17 protein-coding genes are annotated in these 16,204 nt (G+C 64.2%); 13 read left to right on the forward strand and 4 right to left on the reverse strand.

Annotation, left to right across the window (positions count from 1 at the left end; genetic code table 11):
• The first annotated feature begins 56 nt into the window (after nucleotides 1-56).
• Nucleotides 57-1,607 carry a winged helix-turn-helix domain-containing protein gene (locus AC0L21_RS10615; RefSeq protein WP_473261001.1) on the forward strand — a complete coding sequence of 517 codons (1,551 nt, stop codon included), beginning with the start codon at nucleotides 57-59 and terminating at the stop codon, nucleotides 1,605-1,607.
• A gap of 7 nt (nucleotides 1,608-1,614) precedes the next feature.
• Here AC0L21_RS10615 and irr read toward each other — a convergent pair whose 3' ends face one another.
• Nucleotides 1,615-2,097, reverse strand: coding sequence for a Fur family transcriptional regulator Irr (gene irr / locus AC0L21_RS10620; protein WP_473261003.1), 483 nt, complete (start codon nucleotides 2,095-2,097; stop codon nucleotides 1,615-1,617).
• Between the two features lie 178 nt (nucleotides 2,098-2,275).
• On the opposite strand from irr, the gene AC0L21_RS10625 reads away from it, so the two are divergent.
• From AC0L21_RS10625 to AC0L21_RS10645, 5 genes are all read left to right on the forward strand, one after another.
• Nucleotides 2,276-2,587, forward strand: a complete 312-nt coding sequence (locus AC0L21_RS10625; RefSeq protein WP_007599501.1) for a hypothetical protein — start codon at nucleotides 2,276-2,278, stop codon at nucleotides 2,585-2,587.
• Between the two features lie 218 nt (nucleotides 2,588-2,805).
• Nucleotides 2,806-4,356, forward strand: coding sequence for an ABC transporter substrate-binding protein (locus AC0L21_RS10630; RefSeq protein WP_473261005.1), 1,551 nt, complete (start codon nucleotides 2,806-2,808; stop codon nucleotides 4,354-4,356).
• 199 nt (nucleotides 4,357-4,555) lie between these two features.
• The gene (locus AC0L21_RS10635) at nucleotides 4,556-5,527 is read left to right on the forward strand and encodes an ABC transporter permease (protein ID WP_473261007.1); all 972 of its coding nucleotides are present in this window, start codon (nucleotides 4,556-4,558) and stop codon (nucleotides 5,525-5,527) included.
• Complete coding sequence (locus AC0L21_RS10640) at nucleotides 5,524-6,363, forward strand: ABC transporter permease (RefSeq protein WP_473261009.1); 840 nt, start codon at nucleotides 5,524-5,526, stop codon at nucleotides 6,361-6,363. Before AC0L21_RS10635 ends, AC0L21_RS10640 begins: the two co-directional genes overlap by 4 nt.
• Nucleotides 6,364-6,365: 2 nt before the next feature.
• Entirely contained in the window at nucleotides 6,366-7,985 is a 1,620-nt protein-coding gene (locus tag AC0L21_RS10645) for an ABC transporter ATP-binding protein (protein ID WP_473261011.1), read from the forward strand.
• An 18-nt stretch (nucleotides 7,986-8,003) separates the two neighbouring features.
• On the opposite strand, the gene AC0L21_RS10650 is transcribed toward AC0L21_RS10645, so the two are convergent.
• Nucleotides 8,004-8,273 carry a hypothetical protein gene (locus AC0L21_RS10650; protein ID WP_473261013.1) on the reverse strand — a complete coding sequence of 90 codons (270 nt, stop codon included), beginning with the start codon at nucleotides 8,271-8,273 and terminating at the stop codon, nucleotides 8,004-8,006.
• A 347-nt stretch (nucleotides 8,274-8,620) separates the two neighbouring features.
• Between AC0L21_RS10650 and AC0L21_RS10655 the strand changes: the two genes are divergently transcribed.
• Together AC0L21_RS10655 and AC0L21_RS10660 are read left to right on the forward strand one after the other, a co-directional pair.
• A complete protein-coding gene (locus tag AC0L21_RS10655; protein WP_473261015.1) occupies nucleotides 8,621-8,785 on the forward strand; it encodes a hypothetical protein in 165 nt (54 codons plus the stop codon).
• Nucleotides 8,782-8,991, forward strand: coding sequence for a hypothetical protein (locus AC0L21_RS10660; RefSeq protein ID WP_473261017.1), 210 nt, complete (start codon nucleotides 8,782-8,784; stop codon nucleotides 8,989-8,991). The genes AC0L21_RS10655 and AC0L21_RS10660 overlap by 4 nt, the downstream gene beginning before the upstream one ends.
• 133 nt (nucleotides 8,992-9,124) lie before the next feature.
• On the opposite strand, the gene AC0L21_RS10665 is transcribed toward AC0L21_RS10660, so the two are convergent.
• Nucleotides 9,125-9,418: a hypothetical protein gene (locus AC0L21_RS10665; RefSeq protein WP_473261019.1), complete on the reverse strand. Its 294-nt coding sequence runs from the start codon at nucleotides 9,416-9,418 to the stop codon at nucleotides 9,125-9,127.
• 125 nt (nucleotides 9,419-9,543) lie between these two features.
• A complete protein-coding gene (locus AC0L21_RS10670) occupies nucleotides 9,544-9,891 on the reverse strand; it encodes a hypothetical protein (RefSeq protein WP_473261022.1) in 348 nt (115 codons plus the stop codon).
• Nucleotides 9,892-10,025: 134 nt separating this feature from the next.
• On the opposite strand from AC0L21_RS10670, the gene AC0L21_RS10675 reads away from it, so the two are divergent.
• The 5 genes from AC0L21_RS10675 to hemA all read left to right on the forward strand — a co-directional run bounded on the left by AC0L21_RS10675 (nucleotide 10,026) and on the right by hemA (nucleotide 16,200).
• A complete protein-coding gene (locus tag AC0L21_RS10675) occupies nucleotides 10,026-10,346 on the forward strand; it encodes a hypothetical protein (protein ID WP_007599476.1) in 321 nt (106 codons plus the stop codon).
• A 222-nt stretch (nucleotides 10,347-10,568) separates the two neighbouring features.
• On the forward strand, nucleotides 10,569-11,294 hold the full coding sequence (locus AC0L21_RS10680) for an outer membrane protein (protein ID WP_473261024.1): 726 nt from the start codon (nucleotides 10,569-10,571) through the stop codon (nucleotides 11,292-11,294).
• Nucleotides 11,295-11,458: 164 nt separating this feature from the next.
• Entirely contained in the window at nucleotides 11,459-13,612 is a 2,154-nt protein-coding gene (locus AC0L21_RS10685) for a methyl-accepting chemotaxis protein (protein WP_473261026.1), read from the forward strand.
• Between the two features lie 95 nt (nucleotides 13,613-13,707).
• A complete protein-coding gene (locus tag AC0L21_RS10690; RefSeq protein ID WP_473261028.1) occupies nucleotides 13,708-14,769 on the forward strand; it encodes an MBL fold metallo-hydrolase in 1,062 nt (353 codons plus the stop codon).
• A gap of 201 nt (nucleotides 14,770-14,970) precedes the next feature.
• Nucleotides 14,971-16,200: a 5-aminolevulinate synthase gene (hemA, locus tag AC0L21_RS10695; RefSeq protein ID WP_007599472.1), complete on the forward strand. Its 1,230-nt coding sequence runs from the start codon at nucleotides 14,971-14,973 to the stop codon at nucleotides 16,198-16,200.
• Nucleotides 16,201-16,204 lie beyond the last annotated feature (4 nt).

Below are 16,204 nucleotides of genomic sequence, written 5' to 3' on the forward strand. Positions count from 1 at the left end.
CGGACGGTTGATTTTCGCCTGAGACGACTTTGATTTTTGCTTGAGACGACAGAAACGTGCGATTTTGCTTTGAAAACAATGTGCTCGACGGCGACCTGCGGGAACTCACCTGCAGCGGAGCCGCCGTGCCGTTGCAGCCGCAGGTGTTCGATCTCCTGCTTTATCTGGTGGCGCAGCGCACCCGCGTGGTCAGCAAGGATGACCTGATCAGTCAGATCTGGAGCGACCGGATCATCTCGGATTCCGCCCTGAACAGCCGGATCAACGCCGCCCGCAAGGCGCTCGGCGACGACGGTGCGAGCCAGCGGCTGATCAAGACCATTCCGCGCAAGGGCTTTCGTTTCGTCGGCGAAGTCCGGGAAGAAGTGGCAGCCGCGACCGCCCCCACGCAAGCCGTCGCTGCTTTGCCGCGCGCCCTGGCGGACCGTCCGGCGGTCGCGGTGCTCGCTTTCGAGAACATGAGCGGCGATCCCGCACAGGACTATTTCGGCGACGGCATCAGCGAGGACATCCTCACCGCGCTATCGAAGCAGCGCTGGTTCATGGTGATCGCCCGCAACTCGTCCTTTACCTATAAGGGCCGCGCTGTCCACATCCGGCAGATCGCCGAGGAACTCGGCGTCCGCTACGTCGTCGAAGGCAGCGTGCGCCAGTCGGACAACCGGGTGCGCATCACCGCGCAGCTCAACGACGCCACGTCGGGCAGCCATCTCTGGGCCGAGCGCTACGACCGCGAGCTGGTCGACGTGTTCGCCGTGCAGGACGAAATCACCAACGCGATCGCCGCGGCGATCGAGCCGCAGATTCATGCGGCGGAAAGTTTTCGCGCCCATCGCAAGCCCCCCGCGAGCCTGGATGCCTGGGATCTCCTGATGCGGGCGCTGTCGCATTACTGGCGCGTAACGCGGCGGGATCATGAGGCCGCGCGCGCGCTGCTGGAACGCGCGGTCGGGATCGATCCGAACTACGGCCAAGCGCTGTCAGTGCTCGCGGCGAACCACATGTTCGGCGTGCATCTCGGCTGGGCCGAGCTTGCGGTGGTGGCGCCGGTGGCGGAAGCCGCCGCGCTCGCCGCGGTGCGCTGCGACCACGAGGACGCCTGGGCGCACGCCGCGCTCGGCAGCGTCTACTTCTCGACGCGAAGGCTTGCGGACGCACTGTCCGAGTTCGAGCAGGCGCTCGCGCTCAATCCGAACTTCTCGCTGGCGCAAGGCTATTACGCACTGGCGTTGTCCTATACCGGGCGACCGAAGGATTCATTCGAGGCCGCGCAGAGGGCAATGCGGCTCTCGCCGCGCGATCCATCCCTGGCGATCTATCACGGCATCGCCGGCTATGCCCGCTTCACCGAGCGGCGCTATGGCGAGGCCATCGCGCTCGCGCGGGAGGCGATCCGCCATCGCGGCGACCTCACCGGCGCCTACCGCGTGCTCGCGGTTTCTGCCGGCATGACCGGCGACGGCGTGCTTGCGGAGATGGCGCTGGGCGAGCTCCGCCGTACCCAGCCCAACATCTCGCTGCACTGGATTTCGACGCAATTGCCATGGGCCAACGAGGCCGACCGCGAGCACTATCTGGAAGGATTCCGGCGGGCCGGCTTGCGCTAGACGATCCTCATGCCGGGTTCGCGTCGCGCTTGCGGCGCAGATGGACGACGACGTCGAGCCGCGCGATCTCGTGGCCCGGAAGCGCCTCGGGCATCCTGGTGAAGGTCAGACCGTCGGTGACGTCGACCAGCACATCCTCGCCTTCGAGGTAGAAATGCGGATGCACGGACGTGTCGGTGTCGAAGAACGACTTGATGCCGTCGGCTGCGATCCGGCGCAACAGGCCGGCTTCGGTGAACTGGTTCAGCGTGTTGTAGACGGTCGCAAGCGACAGCCGCAGATTGGCGGCCGTCGCTTCTTCATAAAGCCCCTCCGCTGTCACATGACGATGAGGGCGGAGAAACAGCATTTGGCCGAGCGCCAGGCGGTGGCGCGTCAGCCTGAGGCCGGCATCGCCGAGCAATTGCGCGCAACGTGCCGACGCCTCGTCCACGAGAGAGATGGTGATATCGCCTGAATCGGCTTCGGGAATGGTGGAATGGACGTTCATTGCCGATGCACTCGCAGTTGACCGGGCACGCGGAAACTTCACCCGTCCTGCCATCAGATCGCAGAAGCCGCAGCCCGGCTTTGATCCGAATCAAATCGGGAGCGAGCCCGCCTCTGACCTATCGCAAGGCGGCCGAGTTTATTCCCGGCCAGAATAGCATCACATCAACGAGGCTCACATGTCCAAGCCGGTTCCCGACAAGGCAGAGATCGCGCTCGAATATCCCGACAAGTTCTATGTCGGCACGTTCGGGCATTCATCGCGGTTCGAGGCACGTCTCGACGGCAGCGGCGTTGCGCTGGTGCTGCAGCATCCGGGCACCGCGGACGAACGCAAATCGGTGCACCTGCACCTCAATTTCGGCCTGCTCGCCGGGATCCTGCGCGAGCTCGCGGGCAGTGTCGCGGCCATCCCCAAGGACGACATCGCGCACCGGGAGCAACTCGCGGATGCGCTTGCCGAGTTGCAACGGGTGCTGCGGCCCTCCTGAAGCCGCGCGGCGCGGCGGCGCCGGTTTGGCCGTCAAACGCCATAACAGGACGCGCTGTACATTTTTTGTGCGAACATTGTCGAGACTTTCATCTTGCGGCGCCGAATGAGACCGTGTGAGCCTCGATCCCGGATGGGGACTGGGATGGGCCGGCCGTAGCTTTGCGCGCCACGACGTGCGAAGCGTTTGCGGCTGGTCTCGCTTGAGAAAGATACGACATGTCAAAACGAGTGTTGCTTGGTGTCCTCCTGGCTTGCGGCCTCGCGGCCCCTGCGCTGGCGCAAGAGCCGAAAGCGGGTGGAGCGATCAATGCCGTGATTCAGCCCGAACCGCCCGGCCTGATGCTGGCGATGGTCCAGAACGGCCCGGTGCAGATGGTGTCGGGCAACATTTTCGAGGGCCTGCTTCGCTACAGCCCCAAGCTCGAACCGCAGCCGGAGCTCGCCGAGAGCTGGAGCGTCAGCGAGGACGCAAAAACCTATACGTTCAAGCTCAGGAAGGGCGTGACCTGGCATGACGGCAAGCCCTTCACTGCCGCCGACGTGCTGTTCTCGCTCGAGATGCTGAAACAGACGCATGCGCGCGCCCGCAACAATCTCGCGCAGGTCGACAAGGTCGAGGCTCCCGACGACTACACGGTGGTGTTCACGCTGAAGCAGCCGTTCGGTCCGTTCCTCGGCATCTTCGAGGTCGGCTCGATGCCGATGGTGCCGAAGCATCTCTATGAAGGTACCGACTGGAAGACCAATCCCTACAACAACGCCCCTGTCGGCACCGGCCCCTTCATGTTCAAGGAATGGCAGAAGGGCTCCTTCATCCGCCTGGTCAAGAACCCGAACTATTACGAGAAGGGCAAGCCCTATCTCGACGAGATCTACTGGCAGATCATTCCCGACGCTGCGGCGCGCTCGGTGGCGTATGAGACCGGCAAGGTCGACGTGCTGCCCGGCGGTTCGGTCGAGAATTTCGACGTGCCGCGGCTGTCCAAGCTGAAGGATACCTGCGTCACCGGTGCCGGCTGGGAGTTCTTCTCACCGCTGGCCTGGCTGTGGCTCAACAACCGCCAGGGTCCGCTCGCCGACAAGCGGGTGCGGCAGGCGGTCATGTATGCGATCGACCGCGACTTCGCCAAGGACGTGATCTGGAACGGGCTCGGCAAGGTCGCGACCGGCCCGTCGGCCTCGACCATCAAATACTATACCAACGACGTGCCGAAATATCCTTACGATCCCGCCAAGGCCAAGGCGCTGCTGAAGGAAGCCGGCTACAAGGGCGAGAAGATCCGCCTTCTGCCGCTCGCCTATGGCGAGACCTGGCAGCGCTGGGGTGAAGCCGTGAAGCAGAACCTCCAGGACGTTGGCATGAACATCGAGACCATCGCCACCGACGTCGCCGGCGGCAACCAGAAGATCGGCGACTGGGACTACGACATCGCTTTCACCTATCTGTACCAATACGGCGATCCCGCGCTCGGCGTCGGCCGCAACTACGTCTCCAGCGCCATCGCCAAGGGCCAGGTGTTCAACAACGTCGAGGGCTACTCCAACCCTGAGATCGACAAGCTGTTCGCCGACGGCGCGGTGGCAACGCCCGACTCCAAGCGCAAGGAGATCTACGAGAAGGCGCAGAAGATCCTGGTCGAGGACGTGCCGGTGGCCTGGATGCTCGAGCTGCAATTCCCGACCATCATGCGCTGCAAGGTCAAGAACCTGATCACGACCGGCATCGGGGTCAATGACGGCTTCAAGGACGCATGGCTCGACAAGTAATGACGGGCGTTCCAAGCTCCCCTTACCTCTCCCGCTTGCGGGAGAGGTCGCTACGCTCGAAGAGCGTAGCGGGTGAGGGTTCTCTCCACTTGGCAATCCCTCTGCGGAAATACCCTCTCCCCTACCCTCTCCCACGAGCGGGAGAGGGGGCGCACCGCGACTGCCGCTGCGTTCAACCTGATTTGATCGCCATCTAACAATGCTCTCCTTTGTCGCTCAGCGTGTCGCGAAGGGCGTGATCGTCCTGCTTGCGATCGTCGTCCTCAATTTCTTCCTGATCCGGCTTGCGCCCGGCGATCCCGCCGTGGTGATGGCGGGCGAGGCCGGCGCCAGCGACCAGATCTTCGTCCAGCAGCTCAGGGAGAAGTTCGGCCTGGACAAGCCGCTGCCCGAGCAGCTCTTCATCTACGTCAAGGGCATTGCTACCCTCGACCTCGGCTTCTCCTTCCGCCAGCAGGCACCGGTCGCGAAGCTGATCGGCGAGCGGCTGCCGGCGACCTTGCTGCTGACGCTGACGGCCTTCGCGATCTCGCTCGTGCTCGGCATTCTCTTCGGCACCTTCGCCGCGCGCTTTGCCGGAACCTTTCTCGACACCGCGATCACCGTCTTTGCGCTCATCTTTTACGCCATGCCGATCTTCTGGGTGGCGCTCATGAGCATCCTGCTGTTTTCGGTCACCATGGATTGGCTGCCGAGCTTCGGCTACGAAACGGTCGGCGCCAACCTCACCGGCTTCGCTCATGCTGTCGACGTCGCAAGGCACCTGATCATGCCGGCGATGACGCTCGGCCTGTTCTTCATGGCGACCTACACCCGCATGACGCGCGCCTCGATGCTGGAGGTGAAGCGTCTCGACTTCGTCAAGACGGCGCGCGCGAAGGGTCTGTCCGACGCCGTGATCCAGCGCCGTCATGTGCTGCGCAATGCGCTGCTGCCCGTCGTGACGCTCGCCGGCGTCCACTCCGGCACCCTGATCGGCGGCGCCGTCATCACCGAGACCGTGTTCGCCTGGCCCGGCATCGGACGCTTGATGTACGACGCCCTGCTCCAGCGCGACTACAATCTGCTGCTCGGCGTCTTCGTGATCTGCTCCGCCATGGTCCTGATCTTCAACCTCATCACCGACCTGGTCTATCGCCTGGTCGACCCGCGCATCGAATTCACCACATGAAACAGTTCTGGAAATCGATGATGAGGAGCCCGAGCGGCGTCATCGGGCTGATCATCCTGCTGCTTGCGATCTCGGTCGCCTTGTTCGGTCCAATGCTGTTCCCGAACTCGCCCTGGCGCATGGTTCAGCGGCCGTTCCTGCCGCCGTTCACGCTCGCGACCGTGCCGCTCGGCACTGACGCGCTCGGCCGCGACGTGTTCGCCGGCATGATCTTTGGCGCACGCGTCTCCCTGCTCGTCGGCATGGTCTCCACCCTGGTGGCGCTGGTCGTCGGCGTGCCGATCGGCGCCATGTCCGGCTATTTCGGCGGCAGGGTCGACGACGCCCTGATGCGCTTCACCGAGTTCTTCCAGACCATTCCGAGCTTTGCGCTCGCGATCGTGCTGGTCGCAATCCTGCAGCCCTCGATCTATTCGATCGTCGCCTCGATTGCGCTGGTAAGCTGGCCGCCGGTCGCGCGCCTCGTCCGCGGCGAGGTGCTGTCGCTGCGCACGCGGGAATACGTCCAGGCCGCCGTGGTCACGGGCCAGAGCAACACCTGGATCATCCTGCGCGAAATCCTGCCGAACACGCTGTCGCCGGTGATCGTGCTGGCCTCGCTGATGGTGGCAACCGCGATCCTGCTGGAATCCTCGCTGGCATTCCTCGGCCTCGGCGATCCCAATCTGATCTCCTGGGGCTACATGGTCGGCGCCGGCCGCACCGTGATCCGCCAGGCCTGGTGGATCACCGTGTTTCCCGGCGTCGCCATCCTGATCTCGGTGCTCGGCCTCAATTTGATCGGCGAAGGCCTCAACGACGCGCTCAATCCGCGACTGTCGCGGGAGGGCCGCTGATCATGACCGCACCGCCCGCCGTCTCCATCAAGAATCTGCGGATCGCGTTGCCCAAGGGGGCGGAACGGCCATTCGCGGTCGACGGCGTCTCGCTCGATTTGAGGCCCGGCAAGATCGTCTGCGTCGTCGGCGAATCCGGCTCCGGCAAATCGATGTGCGCGCACGCGCTGATGGGCCTGTTGCCTGACACGGTCACCGTCACCTCCGGCGAGATCCAGTTCGAAGGCCGCGACCTGCTCAAACTCGACGACGACGGCTGGCGCGATCTGCGCGGCCGACGGCTCGCGATGATCTTCCAGGAGCCGATGACCGCGCTCAATCCGTTGATGCGGATCGGCGACCAGATGGCGGAGATGTTCGAGGCGCACGGCCTGCTCACGCCGAAGGAGCGGCGCGCCAAGGCGCTGTCGCTGGCGCGCGAAGTCGGCCTGCCCGACCCCGAACGCATCGTGCGCGCCTATCCGCACCAGCTGTCCGGCGGCCAGCGCCAGCGCGCCATGATCGCGATGGCGCTCGCGCTCGAACCGGCGGTGCTGGTCGCGGACGAGCCGACCACCGCGCTCGACGTCACCACACAAGCGCAGATCCTGAAGCTGATCCGCAACCTCCAGCGCAATCGCAACATGGCGGTGATGTTCATCACCCATGATTTCGGCGTCGTCGCCGACATCGCCGACCAGGTCGTCGTGTTGCGCCATGGCAAGGTGGTCGAGGAAGGGCCCGCCTCGGCGGTCTTCAACGCGCCGCAGCACGACTATACCAAGGCGCTGCTCGCCGCCGTGCCCACGATGGACCCGCCCGCCCGCAGCCCCCTCGACGACCAGGCCAAGGCGGTCGAGGTGATCGGACTGGACAAGACCTACGTCACCTCGGGCGGCTGGTTTCGCGAGGACCGCCGCGTCGATGCCGCGCGCGAAGTCAACTTCACGATTCTCAAGGGCGAGACGCTCGGCCTCGTCGGCGAATCCGGTTCCGGAAAATCGTCGGTGGCCCGCCTAGTGATGCGGCTGATCGAAGCCGATCGCGGCACCGTGCGGATCGGCGAGACGGATCTCACAAAGCTCGCGGGCAAGGCGCTACGCGCCGAGCGCCATCGCATCCAGATGATCTTCCAGGATCCGTTCGCTTCGCTCAATCCGCGGCGCAAGGTCGGCCACATCATCGCCGACGGCCCGATCGCGGCCGGCACCGATCCGAAGGTGGCGTTGGACCGCGCTCGCGATCTCCTCAAGATGGTCGGGCTCGATGCCGGCGCGCTCGAGCGTTATCCGCATGAATTCTCCGGCGGCCAGCGCCAGCGCATCGGCATTGCGCGCGCGCTCGCGCTCGAGCCCGAGATCATCGTCGCGGACGAGGCCGTCTCGGCGCTCGACGTCTCCGTGCAGGCGCAGGTCCTGAGGCTGCTCGAAGACCTCAAAGCTCGCCTCGGCCTCTCGATGCTGTTCATCACCCACGACCTTCGCGTTGCGGCGCAAATCTGCGACCGCATTGCGGTGATGCAGCGCGGCGCCATCGTCGAGCTGAAACCGACCGCTCAGCTGTTCGCCGCGCCCGAGCATGCCTATACGCGCGAACTGCTCGCGGCCGTCCCCGGGCAGAGAGAGCACGCGCCGACAGCTTAAATCAGCCGATCGCGGCTTCTACTTGGTTCTGGGGTTCGTGTTGTTCCAGGTGGGGACTGAGTTTGTTACGCCGACGGAGGGCTGGTTGGACGTTCCGATCGACGGCGCTGTCACGGTTCCGACGGTCTGCCCGGAACTTCCAATGGTCCCTTGCTGTACCGGTGCTCCGGAGCGTCCGCTCGTGCTGTTTGGTGTCCCCGTCCCCGACGTTTGTGCGTTTGCAGCGAGTGGCGTTGCAGACAATCCGAGAGCAATAAGTGCAGCAATGGAGCGTTTCGTTCTTGTCATGGCTGATCCTTTCGGGCGCGGTCTCTCAATCGCGATGCCGTTCGTCGAGGCAACCCGTGCACTGAGTGACCTTACAACTCCACGCGCGACAAAATGTGCCGCCGTGCCATCATCCCGCGGGGCTCAACTCTTCATCACGATGAAGCGAAGCGGTCCCCACCGAACAGATGCGCCGTGAGATCGGGCGCATCGTTGAAGGTATCCTGCTCCACCTCAGGAACGGAATACTCACGGGCTTTTTATCCCTCGTGACCGCTGCACGGCTGCAAAGCCGGAGCCGGCACCCCACATCCGGATGAAATGATTTCCATCATGTGATGATGGATCGAGGATCTATTGGAGCCGACATGGGCCAGGTTATTGAGTTTGTCTCGAAATCCGAGCGCGAGCGCATTCGCCTCATCCAGGAAGCGCGCGCGATCTACGACAGCATTTTCCCGCCGGCTGATCCGGCAAGCGAATCGTCGAGCGGAGCCTCCGCGCGTCGCGGCGACGGAGGCAACCTCGCGTGATCAAGATCATCGCCGTGCTCTGCAACCTCGCCTCTCCAGCGAACTGTCACGAGCAGACCGTCACCACATCCGACTTCGCCGACGTCTCGATGCAATCGTGCCTGATGGGTGCGCCACAGCTCGCCGAATGGATGAACCAGCATCCGGCCGAGCGTCTCGCCGGATGGCGCTGCGTGATGGGCCAACAGGCCGGCCGGGGAATTTAGGATCGAGCTGCGCTGTCCCTGAACGATCCGAAATGCCTGGTCCACCGCCATGATCATTACTGGTCGCGCTCCATCTTCTCTGGCATTGCGACCGGCAGGCGGAGACCGGGATTGGCTCGCCGAACAGGCGCGCCTACCGGACGGGCGGGTTTGTGTTACTCCAGGTCGGGACTGCGTTGGTCACGCCGACCGACGGCCAATTATACGTGCCGATCGACGGCGCCGTGACCGTCCCGACCGACTGTCCTGAGCTACCGTAAGCCCTCGACGGCGCGGCCATCGCCCCTCCAGCGCTGCCATAGTTCGGGGCCGCGAGACCGGAGCTGTAATGTCTGGCGGATCTGTGCTTCTTCGCCTCGACAACGGAGGGGGCCGTAGTTAGGCCAACCGTGATAAGTGCGGCAATTGCGAATTTGAGGCTTGTCATGGCTGATCCTTTGGTCGCCGTGGACCCCTTGCGCCAAGTGTTCATTGTTCGGAAGAATTCCATAGCGGTCCCGTTCATAACTCCGTGCGCGGGCGAAGGTGCCGGGGAGCGGTTGCACGGCTTGATCAGCGCCGCCGCGGACGACAGGCCTTGCGGTTGTGGCGCTCCTTGACGGTCGCGACCGAGTGCATCAGCTCCTTGAAAGCCGTGATTGCCTTGTCGTCGCCGAGTGCGCTGTCACCGAGCGCTTCCAGATGCTCAATGACCACGAGCAGCGCATCCGCAACCTGGCCGATCTGCTTGCCGTAACTGCCGACATCCGACAGCAGGTCCTTCTCGACATCGGGCGCCGAGGATTGGCCCACCGTGATGTTCACGAGACCGAACTGGCCGCCGGTCGGGCTGAAGAACGACGTGATCGGGTTGATGGACTGCACGACGTCCCCCGACAGAGGCAGCTTGAACACGGGCATGCGGCTATCCTTTCCTTTGCTGAGCCCGGCGGGCGCGAGACTAGCACGCCCGCCTCTGACGCGCGGCTCGCCTTCGGATGGACCCGAATCAGCGCTAGTGCATTCACCTCATCGACTGCGCGTATTGAGGCGACATGACCGGTCCCGAACTGAAGCAACTCCGCAACGATCTCTCAGACGTCCTCGAACGCAAGCTCACCGCGGCCGACATGGCCCGGCTTTGCGGATTGCCGGAGAAGGGCGGCGCCGACACCATTCGGCGCTGGGAAGTGAGCGGCCCGACACCGTCGGCGACCAAGGTGCTGCGCGTGCTCGCGATGGCGAGCGAGCGCTATCCGATCCTGGAGAAGTTCGACGTCTTCGATCGCCATGACGTGCGCGAGGAAGACCGGCCCGCAAAGCGCGCTGCATTCCGCGAACAGATGCGCGATGAGGCGCGGCGCCGTCTTGGTTAAGGAGATGCGCGCGCAAGTTACCCTAATAGCGCCGGGTTAAGCCTTCCTTCACCATTTCTTAAGCCGCCATTAAGCACGAAAATTATTTGCAGCCCAATACGTTAGGTTGGCTGCCGCTGTGCCACGGATGTGACAGCATTTTCGTCAAAAGCGAGCTATCTGCAGAATCAACGACGGCGCGGAAAGCGCGCCTGCCGGGGACCTAAGTGTTGGAGTTGGACGATGAAGAAGTTTCTGTTTGCGACCGTTGCGCTGCTCGTTGTGGGCGCTGCCGCACCGGCGGTCGGTGCCGATCTCGGTAACCGCAATTACTATAAGGCGCCCGCGCCCGCTTATGCCGCGCCGATCTACAACTGGACCGGCTTCTATATCGGCGGCCATGTCGGCGGCGCGTTCTCCAGCGACAACAATTTCAGCGGCCTCTCCACCGGCAATAACGGCAACGGCCGTTTCCTCGGCGGCTTGCAGGCCGGTGCGGACTGGCAGTTCAACCCGAACTTCGTCGTCGGCGTCGAAGGCCAGTATTCCTGGCTCTCCGGCAGCGTCGGCGCGGTGTTCCCGGGTGGCGTCGCCTACACCAACGACCAGCGCGGTCTCGGCTCGATCACCGGCCGCGTCGGCTACACCTGGGGTCCGGGCCTGCTCTATGTGAAGGGCGGCTACGCTTATTCGGACAACAACGAAAAGGTCACTGTCGGCGGCGTGCCGGCTGCCTTCGTCATCACGGGCGACCACCGCAACGGCTACACCGTCGGCGCCGGCCTCGAATACATGTTCGCCCCGAACTGGTCGGCCAAGGCCGAGTACCAGTACTACAATTTCGGCGACGCGCACTTCACCGGTGGTCCGCTGGCGGGCACCGGCAACTTCACCACCGACGACCACACCATCAAGGCGGGCGTCAACTACCGCTTCAACTGGGCCAACTCGGCGGTCGCGCGCTACTAAACGGTTACCAAGACCTTATCATGATGAAGGGCCGGCATCGTTGCCGGCCCTTCTTTTTTCGCTGTGCGGAACGCACGCAACCGATTGAGCAACTTGCGATTTTTTAACCCGTCCCAAGGATACTCCGCGGCGAAAACATAAAGATCACGCGTGGGGGAATTTTGATGGCAATCCGTCTGGGCCTTGGCCGTTTGCTTGGTCGTATCCGGCCTCGTTTCAAAATGCCGACATGGGGCGTGCGCGGCAGCCTGTTCACGGCCTTCGCGGTGATCGCGGGCATGGGCCTCGTGATTGCAGCCGGCGCCGGCTTCGTCTTCAACCATCTCGGCAGCACCATGATGGACCTGAGCGGCCGCGACATCCCGCGCCTTTCCGCCAGCCTTCAACTCGCATCGCAAAGCGCAACGCTCGCGGCGCAGGGGCCGGGCCTCCTGGCGTCGCCGTCCGACGAGGCGCTGAACGAACGCACCAAGAAGGTGCAGGAGATCCAGCAGCTCGCCATGGCCAAGCTCGGCGAGATCATCGAGCTCGGCGCCGACAAGCAGGTCGCAACCGCGTTGCGCGACACCGCCAAGAGCATCGACGAGGCGACCCAGAGTCTGGTGTCGGCAGCGCGCGAGCGGCTCGATACCGGCGCGTTGCATGACAAGCAATATGAAGCGCTCCGCAAGGCGCAGCTCACCTTCGTCGGTGCGGCCGGTCCTGCCATGCTGGACGCGCAGACGCGCCTGAACGCGATCCTCGGCGCGGCGGAAGTTTCCGCCGACGATGCCACCGAAGCTGCCCGCACCGTCTCCCAGGTCGCGACCATCTCCGCCAACGGCAATTTGATGGCCGCCGACATGATGGCGGCGCTGTCGGCCAACAACAGCGATACGCTGGAGGCGATCGAGAAGGAGTTCAAGGCGACTCGCGACCGCGTCAAGTCGAACCTCGAGGACCTTCCGAACATGGCCTCGATGCAAGCGGTGCGCGACACCGTGCAAAAGCTGTTCGCCTTCGGCGAAGGCAAGTCTGGCGTTTTCAAGATCCGCCAGAAGGAGCTCGACGCCATCGACTACGGCCAGACCATTCTGGACGAGACCCGCAAGCTCAATGTCGGCCTCGGCATCAGCGTGCAGCAGCTCGTCGAAGGCGTGCAGAAGGAGACCAACGCGTCGACCTTCCAGGCGCGGCAGGAGATTTCGCTTGCGACCACCGCGATGCTGGCACTCGGCGCATTGACGCTGGTCGGCTCGGCGCTGTTCGTCTGGCTCTATGTCGGCCGCAACATCCTGCGCCGCATTCGCGAGCTTCAACGCGCCATGCAGTTGCTCTCTGCCGGCGACCTCGATACCGAGATCGTCCGCTCCCGGCAGAACGACGAGATCGGCGCGATGAAGGAAACGCTGACGGTGTTCCGCGACAGCATGATCGAAGCCCGGGCGCTTGCGAGCGAGCAGGACAGGGATCGCGTCGCCAAGGCCGAGCGTGCGGCGCAGATGGAGGCGAAGATTGCAGACTTCGAGAGCACGGTCCGCTCCGCACTCGACAATCTCGCGCAATCAGCCAATTCGATGCAATCGACCGCGCAGAGCATGTCGAACACGGCAGATCAGTCCAATGCGCTGGTGAACGCGGTTGCATCCGCAGCCGAAGAGACCTCGGTCAACGTGCAGACCGTATCGTCAGGCACCGAGCAGCTCTCGTCCTCGATCGAGGAGATCAGCAAGCAGGTCGTCACCTCGGCCGCGATCGCCAGGAAAGCGGTCGACGAAGCCGGCGCGACCGATGCCACGGTACAGAGCCTCGCCGACAGCGCGAGCCGCATCAGCGTGGTGGTCGACCTGATCCAGACCATCGCCTCGCAGACCAATCTGCTGGCGCTCAACGCCACCATCGAGGCGGCGCGCGCGGGCGAAGCCGGCCGTGGCTTCGCGGTGGTCGCCTCCGAGGTGAAGAGCCTCGCAAGCCAGACCGCGAAAGCGACGGAGGAGATCCGCAGCCAGATCGCCAGCATGCAGTCGGTGACGACTTCGGCGGTCGGCGCCATCCAGGGCATCGGCCGGATCATCGGCGAGATCAACGACGTCACCACGACGATCGCCGCCGCGGTCGAGGAACAGGGCGCGGCGACACGCGAGATCGCCCGCAACATCCAGCATGCCGCCGGCGGCACCAGCGAGGTCTCCAGCAACATCGTCGGCGTCTCCACGGCTTCGGCGGAAGCCGGCGCGGCGGCGAACGAAGTGCTCGGCGCCTCCGACGCGCTCCGCCGCGAGGCCGACATGCTGCGCGGAGAGATCGACGCGTTCCTCAACAACATGCGGGCGGCGTAAGGGGTCGTTCCGTAGCCCGGAATGACCGCTATGCGGGCCGCGCCAGCGTCCTTTTTCGGCTGGCGCGCCGTGACGAGCGGGTTTAAGCCGGTAGCATGAACGCAAAGACCGACACCGTGCAGTCCTCCGCCGACGCCCTGCGCTATCCCTGGGAACAGCATCCCGGCCCCGAAGAGGTCGTCGAGGTGAAGCCGGGCGTGTTGTGGGCGCGGTTGAAGCTGCCGTTCCGCCTCAACCATGTGAACATCTACCTGCTCGCCGACGGCGACGGCTACGCCATGATCGACGCCGGCTTCGGCAATGAGGAGACCATCGAAGCCTGGACGAAGCTGTTCGACGGGCCGTTGAAGGGCGTCAACATCACGCGCCTGATCGTAACCCATTCCCATCCCGATCATGTCGGTCTGGCCGGGTGGATCGTCGAGCGGTTCAACTGCCCGCTGGTGATGTCGCAGGTCGAATATCTGCAATCGGTCTATCACCAGAACCGCGGCACCGAGGAGCGGAAGGAGGCGCAGCGGCTGTTCTTCCGCCGCCACGGCATGGACGATTCGCTCACCGAAAAACTGCTCGGCCGCGGCCAGGACTATCTCAAGCGCGTCTCGGTGTTGCCGCCGTCCTACCGGCGCATCTCGCATGGCGAGGACGTCGTGATCGGCACGCGCCGCTTCAAGGTGATCACCGGCGGCGGACACGCGCTCGACCAGGTGATGCTGTATTGCGCCGACGACAAGCTGTTCCTCTCGGCCGACCAGGTGCTGAGCAAGATCTCGCCGAATGTCAGCGTGTGGGCGGTCGAACCCGACCAGAACTCGCTCGGCGAATATCTGGCCTCGCTCGCCAGCCTCACCACCACGCTGCCCTATGACGTGCTGGTGCTGCCCGGCCACGGCGTGCCGTTCTACGGACTGAAGACCCGCATCAAGCAGCTCGCCGATCACCACGAGGAGCGCTGCCGCCTGATCGCGGAAGCCTGCCGCGAGGTGCCGCAGACCTCGCGCGCGTTGGTGCCCGTGGTGTTCAACAAGCACGTGCTGGACGAACACCAGATGGGTTTCGCCGCCGGCGAACTGGTCGCCCACGTCAACTACATGATCGTGGAAGGCCGGCTGACGGCTGAGATGAAAGACGGCGTGTTGCAGTTCAGGACGACCTGAGGGCTGCGCTCAATTCACCGGATGGTGCAGAGCAACATTGCATCTCGCGTGAACTTGATCCGGATCAAGTTTCAAATCGCATGATAGGGCATTTTGCCCAAATGCCCCGCAGGTCCAAATGTGGGATAGCGCATAGACATTGGAGCTAGAAAAGCTCTAAGGATATGCGGGTCTTTGGTCGGTTCCGCTGCAGGTTTGACGATGGATTACGCCCAGTTCTTCAATTCCGCCCTTGATCGTCTCCACTCCGAGCGGCGCTACCGCGTGTTCGCCGATCTCGAGCGCATCGCCGGCCGGTTCCCGCATGCGCTCTGGCACTCGCCCAAGGGCAAGCGCGACGTCGTGATCTGGTGCTCCAACGACTATCTCGGCATGGGCCAGCACCCGAAGGTGGTGGGCGCGATGGTCGAGACCGCGACCCGCGTCGGCACCGGCGCCGGCGGCACCCGAAACATCGCCGGCACGCATCATCCGCTTGTGCAGCTCGAGGCCGAACTCGCCGATCTCCACGGCAAGGAAGCCTCGCTGCTCTTCACGTCCGGCTACGTCTCGAACCAGACCGGCATCGCGACCATCGCAAAGCTCATTCCGAACTGCCTGATCCTGTCGGACGAGCTCAACCACAATTCGATGATCGAGGGCATCCGCCAGTCCGGATGCGAGCGGGTCGTGTTCCGCCACAACGACCTCGCCGACCTCGAAGCGCTGTTGAAGGCTGCGGGCCCGAGCCGGCCCAAGCTGATCGCCTGCGAGAGCCTTTATTCGATGGACGGCGACATCGCCCCGCTCGCCAAGATCTGCGACCTCGCCGAGAAGTACGGCGCGATGACCTATGTCGACGAGGTCCACGCCGTCGGCATGTACGGCCCGCGCGGCGGCGGCATCGCCGAGCGCGACGGCGTGATGCATCGCATCGACATTCTCGAAGGCACGCTCGCCAAAGCGTTCGGCTGCCTCGGCGGCTACATCGCCGCCAACGGTCAGATCATCGACGCCGTGCGCTCCTATGCGCCGGGCTTCATCTTCACCACCGCGCTACCGCCGGCGATCTGCTCGGCCGCGACCGCCGCGATCAAGCATCTGAAGACATCAAGCTGGGAGCGCGAGCGTCACCAGGATCGCGCCGCCCGGGTCAAGGCGATCCTCAACGCCGCCGGCCTGCCGGTGATGTCGAGCGACACCCACATCGTCCCGTTGTTCATCGGCGACGCGGAGAAGTGCAAGCAGGCTTCCGACCTCTTGCTCGAACAGCATGGCATCTACATCCAGCCGATCAACTATCCGACGGTTGCCAAGGGCTCCGAACGCCTGCGCATCACGCCCTCGCCCTATCACGACGACGGCCTGATCGATCAACTCGCCGAAGCCCTGCTGCAGGTGTGGGACCGCCTGGGCCTGCCGCTTCGCGAGAAGTCGCTGGCGGCGGAGTAGGCGT

It is taken from the genome of Bradyrhizobium sp. WSM4873 (genome assembly GCF_055811355.1).